Raw genomic sequence first — 25,571 nt, 5'->3', positions numbered from 1 at the left:
GTCCGTATGGCAACAATCCACCTGTACCAAAACGGCCGTTATCTGCCGGCTGACAAAGCGGCTATCTCGCCTTTTGATGGCGGGTTTTTGTACGGCAACGGTGTTTTTGAAACCATCCGCCTCTACCAGGGCATCCCCTTTCTCCTGCAGCGCCATCTGGAACGGCTGCAACAGGGACTGGCGATCCTGAACATTGCCCTGCCGTCAATGCCCGCTGACTTCGAGGCCATCATTGACCATCTACTGACACTCAACAAGCTGTCGTCATCTGATGCCATGGCCAGGATTGTGGTCAGCAGCGGACCGTTGCCGGATACCGACCATCAGTCAACCTGCATCGTCCAGGTTTTGCCTCTCGACCTGAAAACCCAACAGCAGCGTCAACAGGGACTGAAAACCATTTTTCTGCCATGGAGACGGGATGGCCACCACCCCCTGCTGCGGATCAAAAGTCTCAATTATCTGGATAATCTTTTCGGCCGGCGCCTTGCTGTCCGGCAGGGTGCTGATGAGGGAATCTTTCTCAATCAGGATGACCACCTGTGTGAAGGGACCTTCTCCAACCTTTTTCTGCTGACGGAAGACAATTGCCTGGTGACGCCGCCGGTGGAAGCCGGACTGTTGCCGGGGATCACCCGAGCGGCAATCATCGAATGCTGCCGGACTGCGGAAATCAACTGCCGGATTGAACCGATTCCCATGGCGACCATATCCCGCTATCGGGGCGGCTTTTTAAGCAGTTCTCTGATGGAGCTGGCCCCCTTGAAAACCTTGGGCACCTTGCATTTCGATCCACAGCAGGCAGCTCTTATCCAAAATGCTATCCTGCAAACCTATGAAAACATGAAAGCCAAGATACGGCAGTAAAGCATGTCGTCCAAGGCGGCCACCCACTTGAGTTCAGCATGCTCGCCCCGAAGCCGCATCTTCCCAAGAAAAAGAGGGCGGCACTATCAGCGCCGCCCTCTATGAGCATCAGAAACAACTCTAAACTATTATTTCAGCTCCACAAGTGATTTTTGCATCTCCACCTGCATCTTTTTCAGCAGCTCAGCAGTTTTAGGATCAGCATTGGCAGCCAGAGCATTAATGGCTTCCAGAGAGTCATTCACCGATTTGACCAGTTTTGCCTTTTCAGCGGCAACAAACTTGGCATCCAACGCGCTTACCTTGGCATCAAGCGCATCAATCTTCTCCACCAGCTCAACCTTGCTCTTCTGCAGATCATTGAGCACCGAGGGGGAGCCGGTTGCGGTTGAGGCGTAAAACCACACCAATGCCAAAGCGGCAATCGCCGCAAACAAGGCCACAAAACCCACCATATTTGATCCACCATCATTACGTTGACAGCTTCCCTGTGTTTTTCCTGACATCTTCGCATCACCTTTCGCTGAATCGTTTTTGTTTACACTCTCTTGCCGATTATCTTTGGCCCCCGCTTTCCCAGGGGACGGTTTTACTGCTGACAGCGGTTCTTTGGCTGCCGCTGCCTTGGGGGGCTCAGCGGGCAGGTTCTTCACATCCACTTTTACCGCAACTTTTGCCAGATGTTTTTCAGTCTCAGGAATCGGTGTACTATCTTTGGTTTTTCCAGCCATCATATCTCCCTCCCGGGTTTCAGAGTCAAAAAAAGCGGCCATTTTCTGTCTAGCTACCGGAGCCCGTTCAGGGACCTCGGCCAAGGCCTTTTTCCTCTTGCCTGTCCCAGCTGCCGGTTTCCGGCGTTTGGTTGCACTCATGGGAACAACTCCTCACCAACCTGCAGGTAATCGAAAGCTGCCCGACTCTTCTCATGGAACTCAAAGATTGTCTGGCGGGCACTCGATGCCTGTTTCAATTTCGTATCAACACGTACCGGCGACATAACCAGAGAACCATACTGCTCCCGCAAAGCAGCCAGCACTTCCTTACTCATATTGACCCGCTTATCAAAAAACGTCGGAACAATACCTAATATTTTCAGTTTTTTATGGAAATACTCCTCAATCATCCCCAGGTTATCAAAGACATGGTTGGCTCCGACAAGTGCCAGGAAATCCATACTGACCGGGATAATCAGCTCATCGGCATACACCAGGGCATTCTGACTGAGAATAGAAAGGGAAGGTGAACAGTCCAGCAACACCACCTCCACCCCGGGCAGCACCTCTGCAACCTGGGACAAGCCACGGCTCAGGATTTCTTCCCTGCGGGTCTTGGCCACCAAAATGGTTTCACAGGCTGCCACCGACTGATCTGAGAGAAGACAGTAGAGATTCTCCCGGGCTTCGATAACGCAATCGGCTAATGGACAGTTATCAATGAGCAGCTCATAGAGGCCATGTTCAGCCTCGACGCCAAGGCTTACCCCCACACTGCCCTGGGCATCAAGGTCGACAACCAGAACCTTCCGCCCCTGCTGGGCCAGATAATGGGCAAGATTGACCACCGTAGTGGTCTTTCCTGTACCACCCTTCAAATTTTGGCAGGCTATTTTCCTCAAAGGCTGTTTTAATCAGATAGGATTGAAGAAACTGAGACGATATAGCAAATCGGCTGGACTTTTGTCAAGGACTTTATGGCCGGACACACCCTCGGACCCCTGGTCAACGTAACACCATCAACTGCTCAACGACCTGACGCTGACGTTGAAAAATACCGACCAGCAGGGGATCAAATTGGGACCCGGCACAAGCACCCAACTCCTGAAAGGCCTCCTCGGTTGCCATGGGCTGGCGGTAGGCCCGGTTTGAGGTCATGGCGTCAAAAGCGTCAGCAACCGTGAGAATCCTGGCCATTAAAGGGATCTTCTCTCCCTGCAGTCCTTCCGGATATCCCCCGCCATCCCATCGCTCATGGTGGTGGTAAACAATGGGAACAATGGGCGCCAGCGAACTGATCGGCGTCAGGATGTGTTTACCGGTAACCGGATGCTTTTTGATAACCTGAAATTCCTCGTCAGTCAACCGCCCCGGTTTATTGAGGATTGCCTCGCTAATGCCGATTTTACCAATGTCATGGAGCAGCGCGGCCTGAGTCAGCAGGTTGATCTGCTGGGGATCAAGCTTCAATCCCTGGGCCAGGATTTCCGCATAGCGGGTCACCTGCTGGGAGTGGCCATGGGTATACTGATCTTTTGCCTCCAGAGCATAGGCAAAACTTTTGATTGTCTGCAGATAGTTCTGCTGGGTATTTTCATACAAAAAGGCATTTTGAATTGCCGAGGCGCCTTTGGCCGACAAGATATACAAGGCCCGGCTTTCTTTCTCACTGAAGGTAAAACCGGGGGTCAGGGAAAAGAGATTAAGGATGCCCAAATAACGGTTGTTGGCTTTCAATGAGATGCTCAGCAAAGAGTGAAATTGCTGCTCGGTTGACGAGGTACGCATCATGGGCTCAACCGAGCGATCTCCAGGGTCGAAAATCCTTGACCCCTGGCCGTCAAAAATATCCGGTAGCCACGAAATATCAATATCACGGGCCAGGGACTGCATGAATTCAGCCCCCTCCAGCTCAGCAAAATCGCCGGACCGGTGGCGGGCAACCGAAAGCAGTGAGCCATCATCCTCACGCAGGTAAAGAACGGCAAGATCCGCCCTCGATTGAGCAAAAGCGGCTTCCAGCATCACATCGATAATCGTTGACGTCTGCAAACTGGAACTGATGGCTTCGCTGGCATTATACAGCACCACCATCTCTTTGAGCTGAACATTTTCCTTCTCCAGCCGCCTTTTTTCCACCGCCCGATGAACCGCATGGAGCACCTGATCCATATTGAAGGGTTTGACCAGATAATCATAAACCCCCAGTTTAATGGAGTCGATTGCCGTTTCCATAGTGGCATAGGCGGTAACGACGATAACCACAGGGGGATTCCGCAGTTTCCTGATCTCACCCAGCAGTTCCATCCCGCCCATCCGCGGCATCTTCAAATCGGTGAGCACCAGGTCAAAATTTTTCTGCTGCAATCGCTCCAGGGCGGCAACACCGTCATGGGCGGTGGCAATTTGATAGCCCTCCGCCATAAGTACCTGTGATAACATTTCAACAACAGGAGGATTATCATCTACGAGCAGAATATTCATACACCTACGATCCCCAAAGACAACAACGAATGGCAAGGATGTGCTAAAATGGAGAAGCCCCTGAGCCGATGGCCGCCGGCATCCCACTGCAAACAGATGTTACATCGGCAAAAAGGAAGGAAAACTTGACATGTTTCCAGCTGACTATCATACCATTGATTCGCCCACCTTACCACAAACAAAAGCAGGTGAATGGGTATGGCGCCCAGCAACATGGTCAGGGACCAAGCGCTTGCAAAGCTACCGGACCCCTACGGACAACAAAGACACCAGGCGCGGACATGGGCGGACGGGAAAGGCAGACCGCCACAAACAATAAAAAGGCATTGACACTGAGCACTATTTGGGTTAGGTGAATAATGTCAATAAACATAGATGGTTAGCAAACGATTATGGATCATCAATCAACAATTTTGATAACCGGCGGGGCCCGCAGCGGTAAAAGCACCTTTGCCCAGCAGCTGGCTGAGCAGCTGCCCGGGCCACGGGCTTATCTGGCAACCGCCCAGATCCACGACCAGGAAATGGCCGTCCGGGTTGCCAGACATCAGGAACTGCGTGGCAGCGCCTGGCAGGCCACCATTGAGGAACCCTACCAGCTGCATGACACCCTGCAGCAAGCCGCCTCGCAGTACCAGGTCATCTTGGTGGACTGCATAACCCTCTGGCTGACCAACCTGCTGCTGAGCAACGAGCACAATCCTACCGCCGTTTTGAGGCTCGTGGATGCGTTTCTCAGCTCTCTGCCGCAAATTCCGGCAACCATTATCTTCGTCACCAATGAAGTGGGCAGCGGCATCGTTCCCGACAACCCCCTAGGACGCGCCTTCCGTGATCTGGCCGGCACCGCCAATCAGCGGCTGGCTGCCGTCTGCCAGGAGGTATACCTGGTCTGCTGCGGCTTGCCGCTGAAACTTAAATAAGATGTTCACCTCGTTTCATTTTGCCCTCTCCTTTCTGACGATCCTGCCGTTCCCTGTACAGAAAACCCTGACTCCCAGGGAAATCGGCGCCTCACTGTGCTGTTTTCCCCTGGTGGGGCTTTTGCTGGGCGTCATCCTTGCCGTTGTCTACCTGCTGCTCGCTCCCCTGCTGCCCAAGGCTGTCATTGCCGCATTGCTGCTGCCTGTCCAGATTCTGCTTACCGGCGGCTTCCACCTCGACGGGCTGGCGGATACCGCCGACGGCTTGCTCAGCGGCCGCGACTGCCGGGATGATATTCTTAAGATTATGAAAGACAGTGCCATCGGCACCATGGGTGCTCTGGCACTAATCACTGTTCTGCTGCTGAAATATGCCGCCTTGTCCAACCTTCCCGGGCACACTATGGTTTCCTGCCTGATCCTGCTGCCGGCCTATGGCCGGTTTGCCATTGTCATTATGGCCCACCTCTCTGTCTATGCCAGACCCGAGGGAGGGCTGGGGCAATCAATCACTGAACAGGTAACCATTCGGGAACTATGGACCGCCGCCACAATCACCGCAGTAGCAACCCTCATGGTCAGCGGCCTGTCCGCACTTCTGCTCATGGGGGCGGTCGGCATATACAGCTGGGGGGCAAGCCGCTATTTTCACCGGCGGCTTGGCGGCGTCACCGGCGATCTGCTGGGCTTTGTCTGTGAAACCAGCGAAGCCCTGGCCCTGGTCGGCTGGCTGGTGCTCTATGGCTAGCATTACCCTGCGCTGCTGAACATCGGATGAACTCCATTATCGTAATGGTTTCACATCGAAAGAGTACCCCCTTTTATAGCAACGGCTGCCCGCAGTTTTGTCACGGCCGTCGTGCATTATGAAAACTATGACCGACGCGCCAGCCACCACGCTTTTTCTCCTCCGCCATGGGCAAACGATCAACACCCTTGACGGCGAGTTTCGTTACAACGGCCACATTGACATCGAGGTCACTGATAAATCGCTGCAAACCATGGAAACCATGGCAAGCCAGCTGGCTGCCTATCCCATCACCCGGGTTTTTTCCAGCGATTTGTCCCGCAGTTACCAGGGGGCGGCGGTTATTGCCCGCCACCTTGATCTGCCCCACACATCACTGGCAGCATTTCGCGAAATCAAGATGGGGCGCTGGGAAGGATTGACCTTTGCCGAGGTAAAGGAACGTTATCCAGACGATATAAAAAAGAAATTTTCAAATTTTATCAACTATCGCATTCCCGGGGGGGAAACAATTCCAGAGGTTGAAGCACGGGTATTTGGCGCCCTGGATCAGATTCTGGCAAACCATGCGGGAGAACACATGATCCTCGTGGCTCATGGCGGCATCAACATGCTCATTCTCTGCCGGGCCTTGACCTTGGCTGCAGATCACCTTTTCCGCCTGAAGCAGGATTTCTGCTGCATCAACCGGATCGATTATTTTCCTGACTTTTCCCAAGTCAGCCTGCTCAACGGCTCATGTCTGCCCTGAAAAAAATGAAATGGTTCTGGCTGCTGGCGCTGCTGGCCACCGGCTGCTGGGGATGCATGGCCAAGCATTCCCGGTATGATTATTCCCTGCCGGCCAAGCCGCGCCTCCTGGCAAGCCAGGAAGGGATTGCATCCTGGTATGGCAGTGATTTTCACGGCAAGTCAACCGCCAGCGGCGAGCTTTATGACATGCACCAGCTTACCGCCGCTCATAAGGAACTCCCCCTGGGCAGCCGCGTCAAGGTTACCAACCTGGAAAATCGCAAGAGTGTCACGGTTTTCATCAATGACCGGGGACCATTCATCAAGGGCCGGATCATCGACCTTTCCCATGCGGCAGCCGAAGCGTTGGACATGGTTGACCAGGGCACTGCCCTGGTGCGCATAACCCTTCTTGAAGCCCCGGTAGCCGGGCAAACCCGGTTTTCCCAGACGCGCTACTTTGGCGTCCAGTTGGGATCCTTTGCCGAGCGGGACAACGCCCGCCAACTGTACGAAAACCTGCAGCCGTTCACCAACTCGCTTTTCATGCAGACTGCCGACTGTGGCAACAACACCTGCTACCGGGTACGGGCCGGCTGGTTCTCCAACCGTGACCAGGCCGAAGACCTGGCTGACAGGCTGCGAGCCAGGGGCTATCAAGCCATCGTCATTATTCAGGACCATGACCAGTAGCAGCCCGCAGACGCTGCAGCAGGAAACAAACCATCTCTTTCCAGGGAAAGAACCCTACTCTCGGACATACTCTCCGCGATCATAAAGGAACTGCCATGTCCCATCCAGACATCATCACGGTTACCGATGACCAAGCAGCGGCTGCCGATTTTCTCCAGCATGCTCTCGGACGGCCGCCGCTTTTCATCTGCACCATTGCCACCACCGAAACAGCGGCCATCCCCGGCATTTCGGCGGCCGGCGCCAATGCTGAGCTTATCCGTTACACGGCCGCCGCCGATGTGGAGGCACTCTACTATGGTCGGGCCCGCTGCCTGGAAAAAATTCCGGAAAACCCCAGCGGCCCACCCTCTCCGGTTATTATTACCATGGCAGCCCAGCTGCTGCTTTCCTGCCCGACGGTAATCGTCGACGCAGGGAACTCCATCACCCCCCAGGTTCCCTTGCTGGTTGCCGGCCGCACCCCCGGAAAGGCAATCACCGATTCGTTGCCGGTGGAAAACGTCCATGAACTGCTGCTTCAGGGCATGATTATTGGTGAAAACCTCGGACTCCTTGGCCATACCCTGATTATCGGGGAAAGCGTTCCCGGCGGCACGACCACCGCCCTATCATTAATGGAGGGGCTCGGGCTGGATTCTTTTGGCAAAATAAGCGGCAGCATGCCGGGCAACAACCCTTCGCTGAAAGAACAGGTGGTTACCCGGGCTATGGTTGACAAAGGCCTGATCCGCGGTTCATTGGCCACCGATCCGTTGGCCGCCGTCGCCTTGCTGGGGGATCCCATGCAGGTGGTGCAGGCCGGCATGGCTCTGGCAGCCAGCCACCGGACACCGGTCCTCCTTGGCGGCGGCAGTCAGATGCTGGCAGTAGCTGCCCTCATCGGGGCTATGATGGCGGAGAAAAACATCGACAACATCACAGCACTGCACCAAGAGCGGGTGGCAACGGTGCTGCGCCGTGCGGCGACAACCAACATTGCCGTGGCAACCACCGGCTGGGTTTCGGAAGATCCGCATGCCGACATCAGAGGGCTGGCCCGCCAGCTGCCCACGGCAATGCCGATGTTTGCCGCACGACTCAACTTCTCTGCCTCCCGGCATCGAAATCTACAACTCTATGAGCAGGGCTTTGTCAAGGAAGGGGTCGGCGCCGGAGCGATGGCGCTGGCGGCCATGCTCTATCGGCAGCTGGACAACCATGCCCTGCTGCCGGCCATCGAAGTCATCTATGAACGCATCTATCTCTCAAAATGATCTGCCCGAACCCCTGGCTGCTCTGGTCGCTGGTTTTTTAACCATCCCGACGGCCGGCAAGGGGACTTTTTCCGCTGCCCTGCTGGCTGGAGACGGCTCCGATCGACGCTATTTCCGCATTAGATCAGCCTTTCATTCCCAGCCGCTGATCGCCGTCGATGCCCATGGCGGCAGCCAAAAATTTCGCCGCCTTGGCCAGCATCTGGTTACCGAAAACCACTCCTTCCTCTTGGTGGCTCAGCACCTTGCCACCCTACAATTCCCCATTCCCAAGGTGCTGGCCAGTAGTCCCTGCGCCTGCTATTATCTTTTGGAGGATCTCGGCGATACCACCCTCTATGATCTGGCCGCCAATGATCAGTGGAGCACGGCAACCATCGCCCACTATCAGCAGGCGCTCTGCCTGTTGGCGGCACTGCAGCAACAGGCCGCTGAGGGCTTTGATCCCTCATGGTGCTACGCTGGTGGCCATTATGACCGGCAGCTGATCATTGCCGGTGAACTGGAGTATTTTCTCAATTCCTTTGCCATTCCGTTGGGCCGGATAGAACTCTCCGCTGCTCAACGCCGGCAGTTCAGGAAAGATTGTGCCCTCCTGGCAGACGTTGCCCTGCAGGCGCCGGGTCATTTTTTTCTCCATCGCGATTTCCAGGCAAAAAACTTGATGATCTGCACCAAGCATATCCGGGTGATCGATTTCCAGGGCGCCCGACTGGGACCCATCTATTACGACTTGGCTGCACTGCTCACCGACCCCTATGTCGCCATGCCTCCGGCACTTCAGCAGGAACTGCTGGAATACTATTACCATACGGCGGCACCCCGGGCACAGCTTTCGCTGCCTGAACCTGGGGTCTTCAACCATAACGTCAGCTGCTATTCCCTTATCCGCGGCATGCAGGTTCTTGGTGCTTTTGGTTTTCTCTCAACGGTGAAAAAACGGCTCCATTTTCGCCAGCATATTCCCCAAGCCCTCCTTCAGTTGCAGCGCTTGGCTGCCGATGCCCCCCTTGCCCCCCAGATTCCGACTTTAGCCCGCCTGATTCGCCGCCTCAGCCATATCCCGACCTGCCCACCAGACGAGAGCAACTGACATCATAGCATTGGCACTGCTGCCATGGCGGCACGAGTACACAAACAGGTATCAAGGGAAAATATACTGCGGGATTGCGCCGCACAACCGGCAGCCTTAACCCGGCCATAAAAAAAGCATGGCCCGCAGGCCATGCTTTTGAAATCTTACCGCCAACCGGGTGGCGGAAACTATTCTTTGGTTTTTTCAGCTGTGTCCTCAGCAACTTCTTCAGCCACAGGTTCTGCCGCAGGCGTCTCCTCATTGGCGGCAACCGCCCCAGCTGCCGGCGCTTCCGCCGCCAGTTCCGCCTCAACACCCTTCTTCACCTCATCGGCAATGCTTGTCGCTCTGTTAGCTGCCGCCTTCTCCTTCTTCACCAGCTCTTTGGCTGAAAAGGTAACCAGCGACATGGGCGCGTTATCACCGACTCTGAAACGTGTTTTGATCAGCCGGGTATAACCGCCGGGACGCTCCTTGAACCGCGGGGCGATCTCGTCAAAGAGCTTTTTCACCAGCCCATGATCATTGAGTACCTTATACGCCTGCCGCCGGGCATGGAGACTGTCTTTTTTACCCATCGTCACCAGACGATCGGTAAGCCGCCGCAGCTCTTTGGCCCGCGCCAACGTCGTTTCAATGGTCTCATATTTGATCAGCGACCCAGCCAGGGACCGCATCATAGCTTTCTGGTGGCTGGGTCCATACCCCAACCTTCTTCCTACCACACGATGTCGCATCTCTTCATCATCTCCTTGTTCCCTGACAGCACTACATTCACCAGACACCTTCCTGCAAACATGGTCCCTGGGGGTTTCCTACTCTTCGTAGTCGTCAACCATTACTTTTTTGATCATTTCTGCATTTTCAGGATCAAAGTCCACAACCTTCATCCCCAGGGAAAGTCCCATCTGACTCAGGATATCCTTGATTTCATTGAGTGATTTGCGGCCGAAGTTTTTCGTCGTCAGCATCTCCGTCTCGGTCTTCTGTACCAGCTCACCAATCAACGAGATATTGGCATTTTTGAGACAATTGGCCGAGCGCACTGACAATTCAAGCTCATCGACGCCACGGTAGAGGTTCTCATTGACCGCCACCGGCGGCTCCTCGTCCACCTCAACCACCACCGGCGGTTCAATATCCTCATCAAAATTGATAAACACCATCAATTGATCCTTGAGAATCTTCGCCGCATACCCCAAGGCATTTTCAGGTCTGACACTGCCGTCGGTCCAGATCTGGATCGTCAGCTTATCATAATCCGTCTGCTGACCAACCCGGGCGTTGGAAACCACATAGGTCATCTTCTTGATGGGCGAAAAAACACCATCAATGACAATCGTTCCCAGGGGAAGCTTCTGTTTTTCAACCGCTTCCTCAGCCGGCACATACCCCTTGCCGGTCTCTGCAGTCAGGGTCATTTTCAGGACAGCATCACTGTTCAGGGTGGCGATATAATGATCGGGATTGAGAATCTCCACGTTGCTGTCGGTTTTGATATCACCGGCGGTGATAATCTGCTTATCGGAACCTTTCACGTCAAGAAACATGGTTTTTGGTTTGTCCACATGCATCTTCAAACAGACCCCTTTGAGATTGAGAACAATTCTGGTAACATCCTCAACCACTCCGGGAATGGTGGAAAATTCATGTTGAACCCCGTCGATATGAACCGACGTAATGGCGGCTCCCTGGAGCGAAGCCAGCAGAACCCGCCGCAGAGCATTGCCCAAAGTCACACCGTAACCGATTTCAAGGGGCTCTATGGTAAATTTGCCGTACTCCGTGGTCAGGGTTTCCTGATCTATCTGCAGTCCCGACGGCTTGATCAGTTCCCGCCAATTTTTATACATCAATGATTTATCCATAGCTTTCCCTTAACGAGAATAGAATTCAACAATCAGCTGTTCATTGATTGCCTGAGCAATGTCATCACGTTTAGGCAGAGCGTTCACCGTACCTTTGAAGTTATCCTTGTCCAGGTCAAGAAATGCCGGCAATCCACGACGACCTGCAGCCTCCAAGGCCTCAACAATACGCCCTACCTTGCGGCTCTTTTCCCGCAGTTCAATAACATCGCCGACTTTCACCTGAAAGGAGGGAATATCAACCTGGCGTCCATTGACCAGAAAGTGGCCATGGCGAACCAGCTGCCGCGCCTCGCTCCTGGTATTGGTAAATCCCAGCCGATAAACAATGTTATCCAGCCGACGTTCCACCAGGATCAGCAGGTTTTCACCTGTCACTCCCTTCTGTCTGTCAGCCTGTTGAAAATAACGGCGGAACTGTTTTTCCAGCAGGCCGTAAATCCGCCGCACTTTCTGCTTTTCCCGCAGCTGCACACCATACTCGGAAAATTTGCTGCGCCGCTGGCCATGCTGGCCGGGAGCATACGCCCGCCGGTCAACGGCACATTTGTCCGTATAGCAACGGTCACCTTTTAGAAAAAGTTTCACTCCCTCCCGGCGGCAAAGCCGGCATACTGATTCCCTATATCGTGCCAAAACAGCCTCCTTAGACCCTTCTCCGCTTCGGCGGCCGACAGCCGTTATGCGGAATAGGCGTTATATCGCGAATAACATTAATGGTTAAACCGGCGGCCTGAATCGCCCGAATAGCCGATTCGCGCCCGGACCCAGGACCCTTCACATGGACGTCGACACTGCGCATGCCATGATCCATTGCCCGCCGGGCGGCTTCTTCTGCGGTCTGCCGGGCAGCAAACGGCGTACTTTTCCGTGATCCCTTGAAGCCGACCACTCCTGCCGTTGCCCAGGCCACCACATTACCCTTGATATCGGTGAACGTAACCTGCGTATTATTAAAGGTCGCTTGAATATGGGCTACCCCCACCGGAATATTCTTTTTAACTTTTGCTTTTGCCGATTTTTTCTTTGGCTTGGCCATCTTTTCTCCCCACCACTGATAACCCTGACGATGTTTAGTATCTCTGCCCCGCAGAGCAGTTGTCTTCTATGGCAATCAATCCTCCCCCGAACGTGCTGCCGCGACTGGCAGCTCTACCATCTCGCAGCCCCTCGGGAGTGGATTGCTATTTTTTCTTGCGGGCCACCGGATTTCTGCCTGGTCCTTTGCGGGTTCTGGCGTTGGTTTTGGTCCGCTGTCCCCGAACCGGCAGTGACCGGCGGTGGCGCAAACCGCGATAACAGCCGATGTCCATCAGCCGTTTGATATTTCCACTGATTTCCCGTCGGAGGTCGCCTTCAATTTTATAGGTTCCCTCCAGGGTTTCACGAATACGTCCCAGTTCATCATCCTGCAGCTGATCTGCACGGATATCGTGGCTGACCTGAGCCGCATCAAGTACTGCCTGAGCCCGACTTTTGCCAACCCCATAGATATAGGTAAGGGCGATCACTATCCGTTTATTCGGTAAAACTACCCCTGCAATTCTAGCCAATTGCCGTTCCTCCTCTGGTTACATTATCCCTGACGCTGTTTATGTTTCGGGTTTTCACAGATCACCCTGACAACTCCGCGCCGCTTGATTATTTTACATCTGTCGCAGATTTTTTTTACCGATGCCCGTACTTTCATTTCTTCTCTCCGCCTCGTCTATGCCATAACAGCATCGCACTTCATCTTTGGAACCCACTACTTCGCCCGGTAGACAATCCTTCCCCGGCTCAGATCGTAAGGAGATAATTCCATGGTCACCGTATCGCCGGGGAGGATCTTAATAAAATGCATGCGCATTTTCCCGGAGATATGAGCCAGCACCCGGTGGCCGTTTTCCAGTTCAACCCGGAACATGGCATTCGGCAGGGTTTCAAGCACCTTTCCCTGCACCTCGATAACATCCTCTTTTTTTGCCATTATCTCCTCACCATTGTTGTGCCAGCACCATCCGACACCTCCATCATAACCTTTTGCTCAAAATCTCCGGTCCACCATCCGTAATGGCAATCGTATGTTCATAGTGAGCCGATAAAAGCCGGTCTCTGGTCACTGCAGTCCAGCCGTCAGCCAGGACGTCAACTTCATGGGTCCCCATATTGACCATCGGTTCAATGGCGATGACCATGCCTGCTTTCAGGCGTATCCCGGTACCCTCAACGCCAAAGTTGGGCACCTGCGGCGACTCATGGAGCTGGGTGCCGATCCCATGACCGACAAAATCGCGGACGACACTGTAACCACGTGCTTCCACATAACGCTGAATACGCGCCGAGACGGTAAAGAGATGCTCACCGGGCCAGGCAGCCTGGATACCCTCAGCCAGAGATTCCTCGGTTACCTGCATTAATCTCCGGGCCGCGTCACTGACCTCACCCACCGGCACCGTGATCGCTGCATCACCGTAATAGCCGTGCAATTTGGCTCCCACATCAAGACTGATAATATCACCGGCGGCTAAGATAATATCCGCACGGGGAATGCCATGGACAATAACTTCATTGACCGAGGCACAGAGGCTGGCCGGAAAACCGGCATAGCCCTTGAAAGCGGGTGTGCCACCGCGTTCGCGAATCAGCTTCTCGGTGATGGCATCAAGCTCGAGGGTTGATATTCCCGGTTGTACTGCTTCCCGCAGACGCTCCAGGACTTCAGCAACAATCTGGTTTGCCGCCCGGATCTTTTCAATCTCGCGCCTCGAGCGCAGGGTAATCATGTAACGGCATTCATTATCGCAGCAAAGATATCATCAACACTTCCGGTACCCGGAATGGGCCGAACCTTATCCCTGTTGGAATAGAACTCAATCAACGGTGCTGTCTGTTTATGGTAGTTGACCAGTCGTTCGGTGATTGCTTCCTCCCGGTCATCGTCACGATGGTACAGGGCTCCACCACACAGATCACAGACACCTTCTTTTTTCGGTTTATTAAACATGACATGGAAGCTGGCACCACAGGAACACATACGTCGGCCGGTCAAACGGGCCAGAAGATCGCCATCAGGGACGTCAATACTAACCACATGGTCAATGTCCTGATTCATCGTATTGAGCATCTTCTCCAACGCTTCAGCCTGGGCAACCGTCCGGGGGAACCCATCAAGGATGTAACCAGCGGCACAGTCACTCTCTTTGATGCGATCGGCAATGATGCCGATAACCACCTCATCGGGAACCAACTGACCGGCGTCCATATACTTTTTGGCCTCAATCCCCATCGGGGTGCCGTCTTTAACAGCAGCGCGGAGAATATCGCCAGTGGAAATCTGCGGGATCTTCAGCTGATCGACCATTTTTTTTGCCTGGGTGCCCTTGCCGGCCCCGGGAGGTCCCAACAAAATCAAGTTCATGCCCTTCCCTCCTTTTTTTAGCCTCTAATTGGTCTATCTACAGCTCAGCGCCGAGCCAATAATCATTCTTACCGGCGGCCACGAGCTCCTTTTTTCATCAGCCCGTCATAGTTGCGGACAATCAGGTGCGACTGGATCTGCTGAATCGTATCAATGCCAACCCCGACTATAATCAACAGGGCGGTACCACCAAAATAGAACGGGACATTAAACTTGCCGATAAAAATCATCGGCAGCACGCAGACGACGCTGACATAGACCGCCCCCCAGAAGGTCAGGCGGGTCAGGATACGATCAAGGTATTCAGCAGTTTTTTTGCCCGGCCGGATGCCAGGCACATAGCCGCCGTATTTTTTCAGATTATCAGCCACATCATCGGGCTTGAAGGTCACAGCCGTGTAGAAGTAGCAGAAGGCGAAGATCAGGGCAACATAAAAAAGGTTATAGGTAATGGTTGACGGCATGAAAAGGGCCGAAACTTTTTTCATGATCGGCAGATCGATAAAGTTGGCAATGGTAGCCGGAAACATAATAATTGATGACGCAAAAATGGGCGGTATAACCCCAGCCGTATTGACTTTAATGGGCAGATGGGTACTCTGGCCGCCGTACATTTTGCGGCCCACCACCCGCTTGGCATACTGGATCGGCACACGCCGCTGCCCGGTTTCAACAAAAACAATAATCGCCACCACCGCGGTCATCAGCACCAGCAGCATCAGCATGACAAAAACACTCATTTCACCTGTTTTTATCAGCCTGATGGTATTGATTACCGCCGCCGGGGTCCGGGCAACAATTCCGGCAAAAATGATCAGCGAAATGCCATTGCCGATCCCCCGTTCGGTAATCTGCTCACCGATCCACATGATAAAAGCAGTGCCACTGGTCAGGGTAATCACCGTCAGTAGACGGAACCCCCAGCCGGGAAACATAACCACCATCTCCCCCGCCGGTCCCTGCATGCTTTCTAGACCTACAGCAATACCAAAACTCTGTACCGTACTCAGCAGGATGGTGCCATAGCGGGTATAGGTGACAATCTTCCGCCGACCGGCTTCCCCTTCCTTCTTCAAACGCTCAAGGGTGGGAATGACCATGGCCAGCAGTTCAATGATAATTGAAGCACTGATATAGGGCATAATCCCGAGGGAAAATACCGACAACCGGCTCAGGCCACCACCGGCAAACATATCGAACATGCCCAGCAGAGTCCCTTTGGCCTCGGCAAAAAAAGATGCCAGGGCCTGGCCGTCAATACCCGGAGTGGGGACATGAATACCGACACGATAGATAAACAGTAGGAAAAAGGTCCAGCCGATCTTCCGCTGCAGCTCAGGGATGCTGCCGATATTCTCCATTCCTTTAAGCAAGGGAGATCTCCTCAGCCTGACCTCCGGCCTGAACAATCTTGTCCCGGGCCGTCGCACTGAATTTGTGCACTTTAACCGTTATTTTTCTACTCAACAGTCCGTTGCCAAGGACTTTCACCAGCGAGCTGCTTTTGCGCACCAAACCGTTCGCCTGCAGGGCCGCCAGATCAACAATATCACCATCCTGAAAGCAATTCAGCTGGTGAACATTGAGAATCTCATATTCAGTACGGAAAATGTTGTTGAAGCCCCGTTTTGGCAACCGGCGCTGCAGGGGCATCTGTCCCCCCTCAAACCAGACAGGAATGGTCCCGCCGGAACGTGATTTCTGTCCTTTATGTCCCCGGCCGGCGGTTTTATGATAACCGGAACCAGTTCCCCGGCCGATTCTCTTTCGCTTACTGCCGGCTCCGGGATTTTTACCTAAATTCGCTAATTCAACCATGGTATCCTCTCACCTCAGGATCACTATTGCAACTGTCTATAACTTATTCCGCATCCGGCAGCTGTTCGACGTCAACCAGATAGGAGATACTGTCAACCATTCCCCTGATCTGCGGCGTTTCCCGATGGATAACGCTTTGTCTGATCCGCCGCAATCCCAGAGCCTGGGCCGTCGCCACATGCTTTTTCAGCCGGCCGGCACAACTTTTTTTCAGTGTTATTTTCAACATACCCTTACACCTTGCACTAGCTGTTAGTCTGCCGATCAACCTTACGAGGCAACGTTCACCGGCTTATTGCGATTGCGAGAAACATCCGCCGCTGTTTTCAGCTGCAACAGGCCCTCAATGGTAGCCCGCACCGCGTTATGAGGATTATTTGAACCAAGACACTTGGTCAGGATATCCTTAATGCCGGCTGATTCCAGTACCGCCCGTACCGCGCCGCCAGCAATAACCCCGGTTCCGGGGGATGCAGGCCGCAAAAGCACTCTGCCGGCCCCATAGTGACCGGTAACCTGAAAAGGAATGGTGGTCCCCAGCATGGAAACCTTCACCATGGTCCGGCGAGCCGCTTCGGCACCTTTACGAACCGCTTCGGGAACCTCATTCGCCTTGCCGAGGCCAAAACCAACCCGGCCATGGCCATCACCAACAACAACCAACGCACTAAAACTAAAACGACGGCCACCCTTAACAACCTTGGCCACCCGGTTAATCTTGACCACTCGATCGATCAGTTCAACCTCTCCGACTCTGGCAGTGTCCAACAATCTACCTCCCCTGACTTTCCGACGTTATCCGTCCAGATTGCTCTTTTTGTTTACACGGTAGTACGCTCTACCGTCGACCCCTGCTAAAACTGCAGCCCGGTTTCCCGCGCGGCATCGGCTAGCGCCTTCACCCGGCCATGATACAAAAAACCATTCCGGTCGAAAACCACGTTCTTGATCCCCAGTTCAAGCAGACGGCCGGCAATCAGCTTCCCCACCTGCTGGGCCGCCTTGACATTGCCGCCATTGGCATCGGTAAAATCCCGTTCCGTTGTCCCGGCACTGGCCAGAGTCCGACCCGCCAGGTCATCAATCGCCTGCACATAGATATGGCTGGCAGATCGGTAAACGGAAAGCCGCGGACAATCTCCCTGGCCGGATATCCGACTTCTGATCTTGATCTTTTTTTTAGCCCGCAGCTGGCTGCGTTTTTTAATCCTGTTCACCACCACACCTCACATCTATTTCCCGGCTTTACCGGCTTTACGCAGAACGCGTTCATTAGCGTACTTAATGCCTTTGCCCTTGTAGGGTTCAACCGGCCGATACCCTCTGATTTTGGCGGCCACAGCACCAACCTGCTGTTTGTCAATACCCTGAACGGTAATTTTTTCCCGCTCCACCGAGACGGCAATCCCATCAGGGATGGGGCAGTTAATGGGATGGGCAAACCCCAGGTTCATATTCAGAACATCACCGCTGACTTCGGCCCGATAACCGACACCGTTGAGCTCCAGCGTTTTGGTGAACCCGGTGGAAACCCCGGTAACCATATTGGCAATCAAGGCGCGCATCAACCCATGGAACGACCGGGACCGCCGGTCATCGCTCTGCCGGGTAACAACAACAGCATTGTCCTCCACCGCCACCTGAACGCGCTCCACCAGGGACTGGCGCAACTCACCCTTCGGTCCTTTGACGACAACGGCCCCATCTTGAATCTGCACTTCTACCCCCTGAGCCAGGGGAATTGGTTGTTTACCAATGCGGGACATGGTTTATCTCCTTACCACATGAAACGACGACTACCAGACTGAGCAGAGAAATTCTCCGCCAACATTGAGCTTTCTGGCCTGCTCTCCGGTAATGACCCCTTTCGAGGTTGACAGAACAGCAATCCCCAACCCATTAAGAATAGGGGGAATTTGATCAGCTCCAACATATTTCCGCAACCCGGGCTTGCTTTCCCGCCGCAACCCGGAGATCACCGGCTTGCCCTGGTCATCATATTTCAGATAAAGACGCAAGACTCCGTAGGTTTTGCCGTCTTTTATCACCTTGACATTCTTGATGTAACCCTCTTCTTTGAGAATCTCAGCAATGCTTTGATTCATCCGGGAAAAGATAACATCCGTACTTTCGTGTTTTGCCATATGCGCATTGCGCACCCGCGTCAGCAGATCGGCAAGCAGATCATTCATCGACATAATGTTCTATCCTTCTTACCAGCTTGATTTGACGACCCCGGGAATTTCACCTTGGGATGAAAGGCTCCGAAAACAGATACGACACATATCAAACTTACGCAGGTATCCCCGTGGCCGGCCGCACAGTGGACAACGGTTATGGTCCCGAACCTTGAATTTCTTCGGCCGTACCGCCTTGATCATCATTGACTTCTTAGCCATCTATATCTCCCTTGCCCCAATCAAGGTTATTTGCGGAACGGAAAACCAAGCATGGTCAGCATGGCCTTCCCCTCTTCGTCTGTTTTGGCCGTATTCACCACGACAATATTCATCCCCTTGACTGTATCCACTTTTTCCAGATCAATTTCGGGAAACACCGTTTGCTCGCGAAGTCCAAGAGTATAATTGCCCCGGCCGTCAAACGCCTTGCCCGAGATTCCCTTGAAATCTCGTATCCGGGGCAGAACAACGCCAACCAGCCGTTCGAGAAATTCGTACATGGTATCCCGGCGCAGGGTAACCATGCAGCCAATGGGCATCCCTTCACGCAATTTGAAGGACGCGATCGACTTGCGCGCCTTGGTAATCACCGGCTTCTGGCCGGTAATGGCCGCCAGTTCTTCCACCGCAGAATCGAGAATCTTGATATTCTGCACCGCGGCGCCAAGGCCCATATTGACCACAACCTTTTCCAACCGCGGCACCTGCATGCAGTTGCGATAACCAAACTGTTTGGTCAACGCCGGAACCACTTCATTGATATATGTATCTTTCAGGACACTCATCGTCCAACCCGCCTCCCTGATCCGTACTATTTATCCAGCAGTTCGTTACAGCTTTTACAGAAACGGACCTTTGACTTGTCAGTCAAGGTCTTAAAACCGATCCGCACCGGCTTATCACATTTATCACAGAACATCATGACATTGGACAGGTGGATGGAGGCTTCCTTCTCCAGAATGCCACCCTGAGTACCCATCCCAGGTTTCGTGTGGCGCTTGATGATATTAAGCTTCTCCACGATAACCCGCTGTTTTTCAAAGTCGACTTTTTTTACTTTGCCGCTTTTCTCTTTATCTTTGCCGGCGATAACCATGACCTTATCGCCTTTTTTTATCCGTGCTGTTGCCATTGTCAACGTCTCCAATTTCTCGGTCTTATAAAACTTCCGGAGCCAGGGAAATAATTTTCATAAAGCGCTTGGCGCGCAGTTCACGGGCCACCGGGCCGAAAATACGGGTGCCAATAGGCTCCTGCTGGGCATTAATCAGCACCGCCGAATTGCAGTCAAATTTGATGTAGCTGCCGTTGCTCCGCCGGATCTCCTTGGCCGTACGAACCACTACCGCCTGCATGACGTCGCCCTTCTTCACTTTGGAATTGGGAGCCGCCTCCTTTACCGACACTTTGATAATATCGCCGACCGTAGCATATCGCTTCCGTGAACCGCCCAGAACCTTAATGCACTGCACCTTTTTGGCCCCTGAATTATCAGCAGCATCGAGAACAGTTTCTACCTGAATCATCTTCCTTCTCCCTCCCGGCTATTACTGCCGGAAAACGGCAACCGATTGCTAAGCTAGAGCTTTTTCCACCACTTTGCTGATCCGCCAGCATTTGTCCTTGCTCAGCGGCCGGCATTCAGTAATCTGGACCTTGTCACCAATGCTGCACTGGTTTACTTCGTCGTGCGCCTTGTATTTTTTACTCTGCTGGACATACTTTTTATAGGTCGGGTGCTTCACCTTGGCGGACACCCGGACCACTACCGTCTTGTCCATCTTGTCACTGACCACCACCCCAACCATCGTCCGTTTTATGCGTCGTTTTGCTTCCTGCATCTCATTCCACCTTATTCCTGGATCTCGTGTTCACGGATGATCGTTTTTAATCGAGCCCGGTCCCGTTTGAGTTCCTTTAACTTGGCCGTATCCTGCAACTGGCCGCTGGATTTCTGAAAACGGAGATTGAACAGCTCGTGTGATAATGCTTCCACCTTCTGCTGCATCTCTTCTGGCGACAACAGTCGGATCTCTTTAGCCTTCATTACTCATCTCCCGCGCTACCATTTTGGTTCTGATGGGCAGCTTATGAGCTGCCAGTCGGAGAGCTTCCATGGCCCGCTCGCGGTCCACCCCCTCCATTTCATAGAGCATTCTGCCGGGCTTCACCACTGCCACCCACTCTTCCGGTGAGCCCTTCCCTTTTCCCATCCGCACTTCAGCCGGTTTTTTGGTCAACGGCTTGTCAGGGAAGATACGTATCCAAACCTTGCCGCCACGCTTGATATAGCGGGTGATGGCAATACGGGCAGATTCGATCTGCCGGTTGGTAATCCGTCCCGGTTCCAGGGCCTGCAGACCGTAATCACCGAATGAGAGACTTGAACCCCGCTTGGCGTTGCCCTTGATGCGTCCCTTCTGCTGTTTTCTATATTTAACCTTTTTAGGCATTAACATGGCATGAATCCTACCTTCCCGTGCTTACCAGCCGACGCTGCCCCTATTATTAGGCGCCGGCGGCCAGTTCACCTTTCTGAGCAACAATCTCACCTTTAAAAACCCACACCTTGACACCAATAATCCCATAGGTGGTGTTTGCCTCCGCAAACCCATAATCGATATCCGCCCGGAGCGTATGCAGAGGCACCCGACCATCGCGATACCATTCTGAACGGGCTATTTCAGCACCACCCAGACGCCCGGCAACCGCCACCTTGACACCTTTAACACCGAGCTTCATGGCCATGCCGACGCTGCGTTTGATCGCCCGACGAAAGGCAACCCGGCGTTCCAGTTGCAGGGCAACATTTTCGGCAATCAGCTGGGCATCAGTTTCCGGCCGTTTCACCTCATTGATATTGATAAACAGCTCACCGGTGGTCAGCTTCTGGAGCTCTTTTTTCAGCGTCTCGATCTCCGACCCCTTCTTCCCGATGATAATCCCGGGACGGGCGGCAAAGATATTGATCCGGATACGCTTGGCTGCCCGTTCAATCTCAATCTTGGAAATCCCGGCGTGGTACATCTTCTTCTTGAGGTACTTCTTCAGCCGCAGATCTTCATGGAGGAACGTTTTAAAGTCCTTGTCGGCGTACCAACGAGAACTCCATGTTTTGACAATACCTAAGCGAAAGCCTATGGGGTTAACTTTCTGTCCCAAGTTCCAACTCCTCTCACGGGTTTTACTGGTTGTTAGCGCTCATCATCCAAGATGACGGTAATGTGGCTGGTACGTTTGCGTATCCGGTTGGCCCGTCCCATGGCCCGGGGTTGAAAACGGCGCAGGGTGGGACCTTCATCGACATAAGCATTATGAACATACAGGGCATCAACATCCACCGTCCCCTGCTGATCAGCATTGGCAACCGCGGATTGCAACAATTTCATTACGGCAGCCGCAGATTTCTTCTGGGTAAACCGCAGAGTTTCAATGGCCCGGGCCACGTCCATCCCTTTTACCATATCGGTAACCAGACGAACCTTGCGGGCAGACGCCCGATAATGGCGAAGGCGTGCTTGTACTTGCATGGACAACTCCTTGTGTTGTTCTAGAACGGATTACCGCCGCACCTTGGATTTTTTATCGGCAGCATGCCCGTAGTAAGTTCTGGTGGGGGCAAACTCTCCCAGCTTGTGGCCCACCATCTCCTCGGTAACAAACACCGGAATAAACTTGCGTCCGTTGTGGACCGCAATGGTATAGCCAACCATCTCCGGAATAATCGTCGACCGCCGGGACCAGGTTTTGATCATCTTATTATTGCTGTTGACCAGCTTTTCCACCTTGGTCAGCAGGTGAGCATCAATAAAGGGACCTTTATGTACTGAACGCGCCACGAAATCCTCCTCAATCAAGAGCTGGCAGCCATAACCCCGCTGTCACTGGTTATTTGCGCCGTTTAACTATCTGCTTGTCAGTTGCCTTGTTATTCCGGGTTTTGTGACCCTTGGTGGGCACGCCCCAGGGGGTAACCGGATGCCGGCCGCCCGATGATTTCCCCTCACCGCCGCCATGGGGATGATCAACCGGATTCATGGCCACACCTCGAACAGAGGGACGACGTCCCAGCCAGCGGCTGCGGCCAGCCTTGCCGATGGAGATGTTTTCATGTTCGATATTGGCCAGCTGGCCAAGGGTGGCCCGACACAGATGGTGCACCAGACGAACCTCACCGGACGGCAGTTTGACCTGTACCTGGGTTCCCTCTTTGGCCATCAACTGGGCATAGCTGCCGCCGCTGCGCACCATCTGGGCACCCTTGCCGATCTTCAGCTCAATATTATGAATGATGCTGCCCAGTGGGATATTTTTCAGGGGCAGGCAGTTGCCCGGCTTGATATCGACATTTTCGCCCGACTCAACCTGGTCGCCAACCTTAATTTTCAGCGGTGCCAGGATGTAGCGTTTCTCACCATCGGCATACTGAAGCAGCGCCAACCGGGCCGAGCGGTTCGGATCGTACTCAATGGCCGTAACGGTCGCCGGGATATTATCCTTGCAGCGCTTGAAATCGATCAACCGATACTTGCGCCGCACCCCGCCGCCGCGGTGACGGACGGTAATCCGGCCGGCATTATTCCTGCCGGCTTTGCTGTTCAACGGTTCCAGCAGCGATTTTTCCGGCGTCGTTTTGGTGATTTCATCAAAACTGGATGACGTCTGGAACCGCTTTCCCGGTGATGTTGGTTTATATTTTTTCAATGCCATCTGCCACTCTCCTTAACAACCGATCGAACTGCCAGCGCCCTACACGCCCTCAAAAAACTCTATCTTCTGCTCAGGCAGCAAGGTAACCACAGCCTTTTTCCAGTCTGGCCGTTTGCCCATGTTGCGGCCGACCCGTTTCACTTTGCCCCTCACCATCTGGGTGCGAACCGACTGCACCTTGACTTTGAAAAGGGCTTCAACCGCCTTTTTAATTTCCACTTTATTAGCCTGGCGGTCGACAGCAAAGGCGTACTGATTGTGGGCTTCCTTCGCTTCCATGGTCTTTTCCGTCAGCATGGGATAGCGAATCAAATCATAGTATGCTGATTTTTTCATTGTACCAATGCTCCCTGGATGCTGGCAAGGGCATCTGCCGAAATCAGCAGATGATCATGCTTCATGAGGTCATAGACGTTTACACCCCGATGACCAACGGTCATCACCCGGGGGAGGTTGCGGGCCGACAAGGCAAGGTTGCGGTTGTCATCGCAGACCAGCATGGCGCTGCTGACCCCGAAAGTAGACAGCATCTCTGCAACGGTTTTGGTCTTGATCTCATCAATGGCAAAAGCATCCAGCACCAGCAGTTTCCCCTGCAGGTGCTTCTGGGTCAACACCGAGATCAAAGCCTGCCGCTTCACCTTCTTGGGCAGTTTATAGTCGTAGCTGCGCGGCTGGGGGCCAAAAACAACGCCGCCGCTCCGCCAAATGGGTGACCGGCTGGTACCACTGCGGGCCCGTCCAGATCCCTTCTGGCGCCAGGGCTTGGCGCCGCCGCCGCGAACCTGCGAGCGGCTCTTAACCGCCGCCGTACCACTGCGACGTTTGGCCAGCTGCCAGATGACCATCTCCTGGATGAGGTGCTCCTTGACTTCAGCATTGAATATTGCCTCGGACAGCTCGACCTCGCCAACTTTTTCCTTTTTCATATTGTACAGATCAACAACGGCCATGGGATACTCCACCAACTGCCTTAATTATTGCACTTTTTTAATAAACAGAACGCCATTTTTGCTGCCCGGAACGCCACCTTTGATAAGCAGCAAGCCCTGCTCCGGACGAACACCGATAACCGTCAGGTTTTTCATGGTCACCGTCTGGTCACCCAGCATGCCGGCCATTTTCTTGCCTTTCCAAACCCGGGCCGGCCAGGCGGAAGTCCCCACCGAGCCACCCGAACGATGGACCTTATGGACGCCATGGGAAGCACCGGCACCCCTGAACCCCCAGCGCTTCATAACCCCGGCAAAGCCTTTACCCTTGCTGGTACCGCTGATATGAACAAGATCACCGGTGGCAAACATCTCGGCACTCAGCTGGTCACCCACCTGATAGTCATCGGGGTTGTCGACCTTGACTTCCTTAAGGGTGCGAAAAACCCCTTTGCCGGCCTTGGCACAATGTCCGATTTCAGGCTTTATGGCCAACTGCAGCTTCTTTTCATCAAAGCCGAGCTGCACAGCGTTATAGCCATCTTTGGCATCACGCTTGATCTGGACCACCGTACAAGGGCCAACCTTGACCACGGTTACCGGGATCTCCTCACCCAGCTCATTAAAAATCTGGGTCATACCAATCTTTTTACCTAACAGTCCCTTTATCTGGGCCATCACTCTATCCTCAACCCGTCCGCAGACTAACGCAGCCTGCCCTTACAGTTTTATCTCAACATCTACCCCGGCGGACAAATCCAGCTTCATCAGCGCATCAACAGTCTGCTGGGTCGGCTCGACGATATCAATAAGGCGCTTATGGGTCCGCACCTCGAACTGCTCACGAGATTTCTTATTGACATGGGGGGAACGCAGGACACAATACTTGTTTATACTGGTCGGCAACACAATCGGGCCGGCAATCCTGGCTCCGGTTCTTTTCGCCGTATTGACAATCTCAAGGACCGACTGATCAAGAATTTTATGATCGTAAGCCTTCAATCTGATTCTGATTTTCTGGTTGGTAATGGTCATCTTCACCTACTCCGTGTTTCCTCTATCATTCCCCGTTTATGGCCAGCCGTCGTTATTCAATAATCTCGCTGACGACCCCGGCACCAACAGTCCGGCCGCCTTCACGGATCGCAAAACGCAGCCCATCCTCCATGGCA

42 protein-coding genes are annotated in these 25,571 nt (G+C 53.6%); 7 read left to right on the top strand and 35 right to left on the bottom strand.

Annotated elements, in window-relative coordinates:
* Positions 1-6 precede the first annotated feature (6 nt).
* On the top strand, positions 7-867 hold the full coding sequence (locus JXO50_11350) for an aminotransferase class IV (protein MBN2333686.1): 861 nt from the start codon (positions 7-9) through the stop codon (positions 865-867).
* 128 nt (positions 868-995) lie between these two features.
* On the opposite strand, the gene JXO50_11345 is transcribed toward JXO50_11350, so the two are convergent.
* The 3 genes from JXO50_11345 to JXO50_11335 form a co-directional block, all read right to left on the bottom strand.
* Positions 996-1,739 carry a hypothetical protein gene (locus tag JXO50_11345; protein MBN2333685.1) on the bottom strand — a complete coding sequence of 248 codons (744 nt, stop codon included), beginning with the start codon at positions 1,737-1,739 and terminating at the stop codon, positions 996-998.
* Positions 1,736-2,482 carry a ParA family protein gene (locus JXO50_11340; GenBank protein MBN2333684.1) on the bottom strand — a complete coding sequence of 249 codons (747 nt, stop codon included), beginning with the start codon at positions 2,480-2,482 and terminating at the stop codon, positions 1,736-1,738. Before JXO50_11340 ends, JXO50_11345 begins: the two co-directional genes overlap by 4 nt.
* Positions 2,483-2,585: 103 nt before the next feature.
* Entirely contained in the window at positions 2,586-4,064 is a 1,479-nt protein-coding gene (locus JXO50_11335) for a response regulator (protein MBN2333683.1), read from the bottom strand.
* A gap of 392 nt (positions 4,065-4,456) precedes the next feature.
* Between JXO50_11335 and cobU the strand changes: the two genes are divergently transcribed.
* The 6 genes from cobU (at position 4,457) to JXO50_11305 (ending at position 9,509) form a co-directional block, all read left to right on the top strand.
* Positions 4,457-4,987: a bifunctional adenosylcobinamide kinase/adenosylcobinamide-phosphate guanylyltransferase gene (gene cobU, locus JXO50_11330; protein ID MBN2333682.1), complete on the top strand. Its 531-nt coding sequence runs from the start codon at positions 4,457-4,459 to the stop codon at positions 4,985-4,987.
* 1 nt (position 4,988) lies between these two features.
* Positions 4,989-5,735: an adenosylcobinamide-GDP ribazoletransferase gene (cobS, locus tag JXO50_11325; GenBank protein ID MBN2333681.1), complete on the top strand. Its 747-nt coding sequence runs from the start codon at positions 4,989-4,991 to the stop codon at positions 5,733-5,735.
* A 118-nt stretch (positions 5,736-5,853) separates the two neighbouring features.
* Positions 5,854-6,486, top strand: a complete 633-nt coding sequence (locus JXO50_11320; GenBank protein ID MBN2333680.1) for a histidine phosphatase family protein — start codon at positions 5,854-5,856, stop codon at positions 6,484-6,486.
* Between the two features lie 5 nt (positions 6,487-6,491).
* The gene (locus JXO50_11315; protein ID MBN2333679.1) at positions 6,492-7,160 is read left to right on the top strand and encodes a septal ring lytic transglycosylase RlpA family protein; all 669 of its coding nucleotides are present in this window, start codon (positions 6,492-6,494) and stop codon (positions 7,158-7,160) included.
* Between the two features lie 95 nt (positions 7,161-7,255).
* A complete protein-coding gene (locus JXO50_11310; GenBank protein ID MBN2333678.1) occupies positions 7,256-8,416 on the top strand; it encodes a TIGR00303 family protein in 1,161 nt (386 codons plus the stop codon).
* Positions 8,391-9,509, top strand: coding sequence for a phosphotransferase (locus JXO50_11305; GenBank protein ID MBN2333677.1), 1,119 nt, complete (start codon positions 8,391-8,393; stop codon positions 9,507-9,509). Before JXO50_11310 ends, JXO50_11305 begins: the two co-directional genes overlap by 26 nt.
* Positions 9,510-9,679: 170 nt before the next feature.
* Here the strand turns inward: JXO50_11305 and rplQ are convergent, their stop codons facing one another.
* The 32 genes from rplQ to JXO50_11145 all read right to left on the bottom strand — a co-directional run.
* Positions 9,680-10,228, bottom strand: coding sequence for a 50S ribosomal protein L17 (rplQ, locus tag JXO50_11300; protein ID MBN2333676.1), 549 nt, complete (start codon positions 10,226-10,228; stop codon positions 9,680-9,682).
* A 78-nt stretch (positions 10,229-10,306) separates the two neighbouring features.
* Positions 10,307-11,344, bottom strand: coding sequence for a DNA-directed RNA polymerase subunit alpha (locus JXO50_11295; GenBank protein MBN2333675.1), 1,038 nt, complete (start codon positions 11,342-11,344; stop codon positions 10,307-10,309).
* Between the two features lie 24 nt (positions 11,345-11,368).
* A complete protein-coding gene (rpsD, locus tag JXO50_11290; GenBank protein MBN2333674.1) occupies positions 11,369-11,995 on the bottom strand; it encodes a 30S ribosomal protein S4 in 627 nt (208 codons plus the stop codon).
* 10 nt (positions 11,996-12,005) lie between these two features.
* A complete protein-coding gene (rpsK, locus tag JXO50_11285) occupies positions 12,006-12,398 on the bottom strand; it encodes a 30S ribosomal protein S11 (protein ID MBN2333673.1) in 393 nt (130 codons plus the stop codon).
* A 145-nt stretch (positions 12,399-12,543) separates the two neighbouring features.
* The gene (gene rpsM / locus JXO50_11280) at positions 12,544-12,912 is read right to left on the bottom strand and encodes a 30S ribosomal protein S13 (protein MBN2333672.1); all 369 of its coding nucleotides are present in this window, start codon (positions 12,910-12,912) and stop codon (positions 12,544-12,546) included.
* Between the two features lie 23 nt (positions 12,913-12,935).
* A complete protein-coding gene (gene rpmJ, locus JXO50_11275; GenBank protein ID MBN2333671.1) occupies positions 12,936-13,049 on the bottom strand; it encodes a 50S ribosomal protein L36 in 114 nt (37 codons plus the stop codon).
* Between the two features lie 57 nt (positions 13,050-13,106).
* A complete protein-coding gene (infA, locus tag JXO50_11270) occupies positions 13,107-13,328 on the bottom strand; it encodes a translation initiation factor IF-1 (GenBank protein MBN2333670.1) in 222 nt (73 codons plus the stop codon).
* Between the two features lie 43 nt (positions 13,329-13,371).
* Positions 13,372-14,124: a type I methionyl aminopeptidase gene (gene map / locus JXO50_11265; GenBank protein MBN2333669.1), complete on the bottom strand. Its 753-nt coding sequence runs from the start codon at positions 14,122-14,124 to the stop codon at positions 13,372-13,374.
* A complete protein-coding gene (locus tag JXO50_11260; GenBank protein ID MBN2333668.1) occupies positions 14,121-14,759 on the bottom strand; it encodes an adenylate kinase in 639 nt (212 codons plus the stop codon). Before JXO50_11260 ends, map begins: the two co-directional genes overlap by 4 nt.
* A gap of 68 nt (positions 14,760-14,827) precedes the next feature.
* Positions 14,828-16,132 (bottom strand): preprotein translocase subunit SecY, encoded by a 1,305-nt coding sequence (gene secY / locus JXO50_11255; protein MBN2333667.1) that lies wholly within the window; start codon positions 16,130-16,132, stop codon positions 14,828-14,830.
* Complete coding sequence (gene rplO, locus JXO50_11250; protein MBN2333666.1) at positions 16,125-16,577, bottom strand: 50S ribosomal protein L15; 453 nt, start codon at positions 16,575-16,577, stop codon at positions 16,125-16,127. Before rplO ends, secY begins: the two co-directional genes overlap by 8 nt.
* Positions 16,578-16,620: 43 nt before the next feature.
* Positions 16,621-16,806, bottom strand: a complete 186-nt coding sequence (gene rpmD, locus JXO50_11245; protein ID MBN2333665.1) for a 50S ribosomal protein L30 — start codon at positions 16,804-16,806, stop codon at positions 16,621-16,623.
* A 41-nt stretch (positions 16,807-16,847) separates the two neighbouring features.
* A complete protein-coding gene (gene rpsE, locus JXO50_11240) occupies positions 16,848-17,345 on the bottom strand; it encodes a 30S ribosomal protein S5 (GenBank protein ID MBN2333664.1) in 498 nt (165 codons plus the stop codon).
* Between the two features lie 86 nt (positions 17,346-17,431).
* Positions 17,432-17,797, bottom strand: coding sequence for a 50S ribosomal protein L18 (gene rplR / locus JXO50_11235; protein ID MBN2333663.1), 366 nt, complete (start codon positions 17,795-17,797; stop codon positions 17,432-17,434).
* A gap of 12 nt (positions 17,798-17,809) precedes the next feature.
* Positions 17,810-18,343 (bottom strand): 50S ribosomal protein L6, encoded by a 534-nt coding sequence (gene rplF, locus JXO50_11230; protein MBN2333662.1) that lies wholly within the window; start codon positions 18,341-18,343, stop codon positions 17,810-17,812.
* A 30-nt stretch (positions 18,344-18,373) separates the two neighbouring features.
* A complete protein-coding gene (gene rpsH, locus JXO50_11225; GenBank protein MBN2333661.1) occupies positions 18,374-18,775 on the bottom strand; it encodes a 30S ribosomal protein S8 in 402 nt (133 codons plus the stop codon).
* Between the two features lie 15 nt (positions 18,776-18,790).
* Positions 18,791-18,976, bottom strand: a complete 186-nt coding sequence (locus tag JXO50_11220; protein MBN2333660.1) for a type Z 30S ribosomal protein S14 — start codon at positions 18,974-18,976, stop codon at positions 18,791-18,793.
* A gap of 26 nt (positions 18,977-19,002) precedes the next feature.
* Positions 19,003-19,542, bottom strand: a complete 540-nt coding sequence (gene rplE, locus JXO50_11215) for a 50S ribosomal protein L5 (GenBank protein ID MBN2333659.1) — start codon at positions 19,540-19,542, stop codon at positions 19,003-19,005.
* A gap of 26 nt (positions 19,543-19,568) precedes the next feature.
* A complete protein-coding gene (locus JXO50_11210) occupies positions 19,569-19,889 on the bottom strand; it encodes a 50S ribosomal protein L24 (GenBank protein MBN2333658.1) in 321 nt (106 codons plus the stop codon).
* A 25-nt stretch (positions 19,890-19,914) separates the two neighbouring features.
* Positions 19,915-20,283: a 50S ribosomal protein L14 gene (gene rplN, locus JXO50_11205; GenBank protein MBN2333657.1), complete on the bottom strand. Its 369-nt coding sequence runs from the start codon at positions 20,281-20,283 to the stop codon at positions 19,915-19,917.
* Between the two features lie 48 nt (positions 20,284-20,331).
* Positions 20,332-20,598: a 30S ribosomal protein S17 gene (gene rpsQ, locus JXO50_11200; protein ID MBN2333656.1), complete on the bottom strand. Its 267-nt coding sequence runs from the start codon at positions 20,596-20,598 to the stop codon at positions 20,332-20,334.
* A gap of 11 nt (positions 20,599-20,609) precedes the next feature.
* Positions 20,610-20,804: a 50S ribosomal protein L29 gene (rpmC, locus tag JXO50_11195; GenBank protein ID MBN2333655.1), complete on the bottom strand. Its 195-nt coding sequence runs from the start codon at positions 20,802-20,804 to the stop codon at positions 20,610-20,612.
* Positions 20,794-21,216: a 50S ribosomal protein L16 gene (gene rplP, locus JXO50_11190; protein ID MBN2333654.1), complete on the bottom strand. Its 423-nt coding sequence runs from the start codon at positions 21,214-21,216 to the stop codon at positions 20,794-20,796. Before rplP ends, rpmC begins: the two co-directional genes overlap by 11 nt.
* Positions 21,217-21,265: 49 nt before the next feature.
* Positions 21,266-21,919: a 30S ribosomal protein S3 gene (gene rpsC, locus JXO50_11185; GenBank protein ID MBN2333653.1), complete on the bottom strand. Its 654-nt coding sequence runs from the start codon at positions 21,917-21,919 to the stop codon at positions 21,266-21,268.
* A 32-nt stretch (positions 21,920-21,951) separates the two neighbouring features.
* Positions 21,952-22,287 carry a 50S ribosomal protein L22 gene (rplV, locus tag JXO50_11180; protein ID MBN2333652.1) on the bottom strand — a complete coding sequence of 112 codons (336 nt, stop codon included), beginning with the start codon at positions 22,285-22,287 and terminating at the stop codon, positions 21,952-21,954.
* 30 nt (positions 22,288-22,317) lie between these two features.
* Complete coding sequence (gene rpsS / locus JXO50_11175) at positions 22,318-22,596, bottom strand: 30S ribosomal protein S19 (GenBank protein ID MBN2333651.1); 279 nt, start codon at positions 22,594-22,596, stop codon at positions 22,318-22,320.
* A 49-nt stretch (positions 22,597-22,645) separates the two neighbouring features.
* Complete coding sequence (rplB, locus tag JXO50_11170; GenBank protein MBN2333650.1) at positions 22,646-23,467, bottom strand: 50S ribosomal protein L2; 822 nt, start codon at positions 23,465-23,467, stop codon at positions 22,646-22,648.
* 39 nt (positions 23,468-23,506) lie between these two features.
* On the bottom strand, positions 23,507-23,803 hold the full coding sequence (gene rplW / locus JXO50_11165; protein MBN2333649.1) for a 50S ribosomal protein L23: 297 nt from the start codon (positions 23,801-23,803) through the stop codon (positions 23,507-23,509).
* Positions 23,800-24,420, bottom strand: a complete 621-nt coding sequence (rplD, locus tag JXO50_11160) for a 50S ribosomal protein L4 (GenBank protein ID MBN2333648.1) — start codon at positions 24,418-24,420, stop codon at positions 23,800-23,802. Before rplD ends, rplW begins: the two co-directional genes overlap by 4 nt.
* 24 nt (positions 24,421-24,444) lie before the next feature.
* Complete coding sequence (gene rplC, locus JXO50_11155) at positions 24,445-25,077, bottom strand: 50S ribosomal protein L3 (GenBank protein ID MBN2333647.1); 633 nt, start codon at positions 25,075-25,077, stop codon at positions 24,445-24,447.
* A gap of 42 nt (positions 25,078-25,119) precedes the next feature.
* Positions 25,120-25,428: a 30S ribosomal protein S10 gene (gene rpsJ, locus JXO50_11150; GenBank protein MBN2333646.1), complete on the bottom strand. Its 309-nt coding sequence runs from the start codon at positions 25,426-25,428 to the stop codon at positions 25,120-25,122.
* Positions 25,429-25,486: 58 nt separating this feature from the next.
* On the bottom strand, positions 25,487-25,571 hold an 85-nt coding region (locus tag JXO50_11145), incomplete at its 5' end, for an elongation factor Tu (protein MBN2333645.1).

It is taken from the genome of Candidatus Anaeroferrophillus wilburensis, assembly GCA_016934315.1.
GTDB lineage: Bacteria > Desulfobacterota > Anaeroferrophillalia > Anaeroferrophillales > Anaeroferrophillaceae > Anaeroferrophillus > Anaeroferrophillus wilburensis.
Note: the sequence above shows the minus strand (reverse complement) of the source record. Positions and strands in the feature narration are given on the sequence as shown.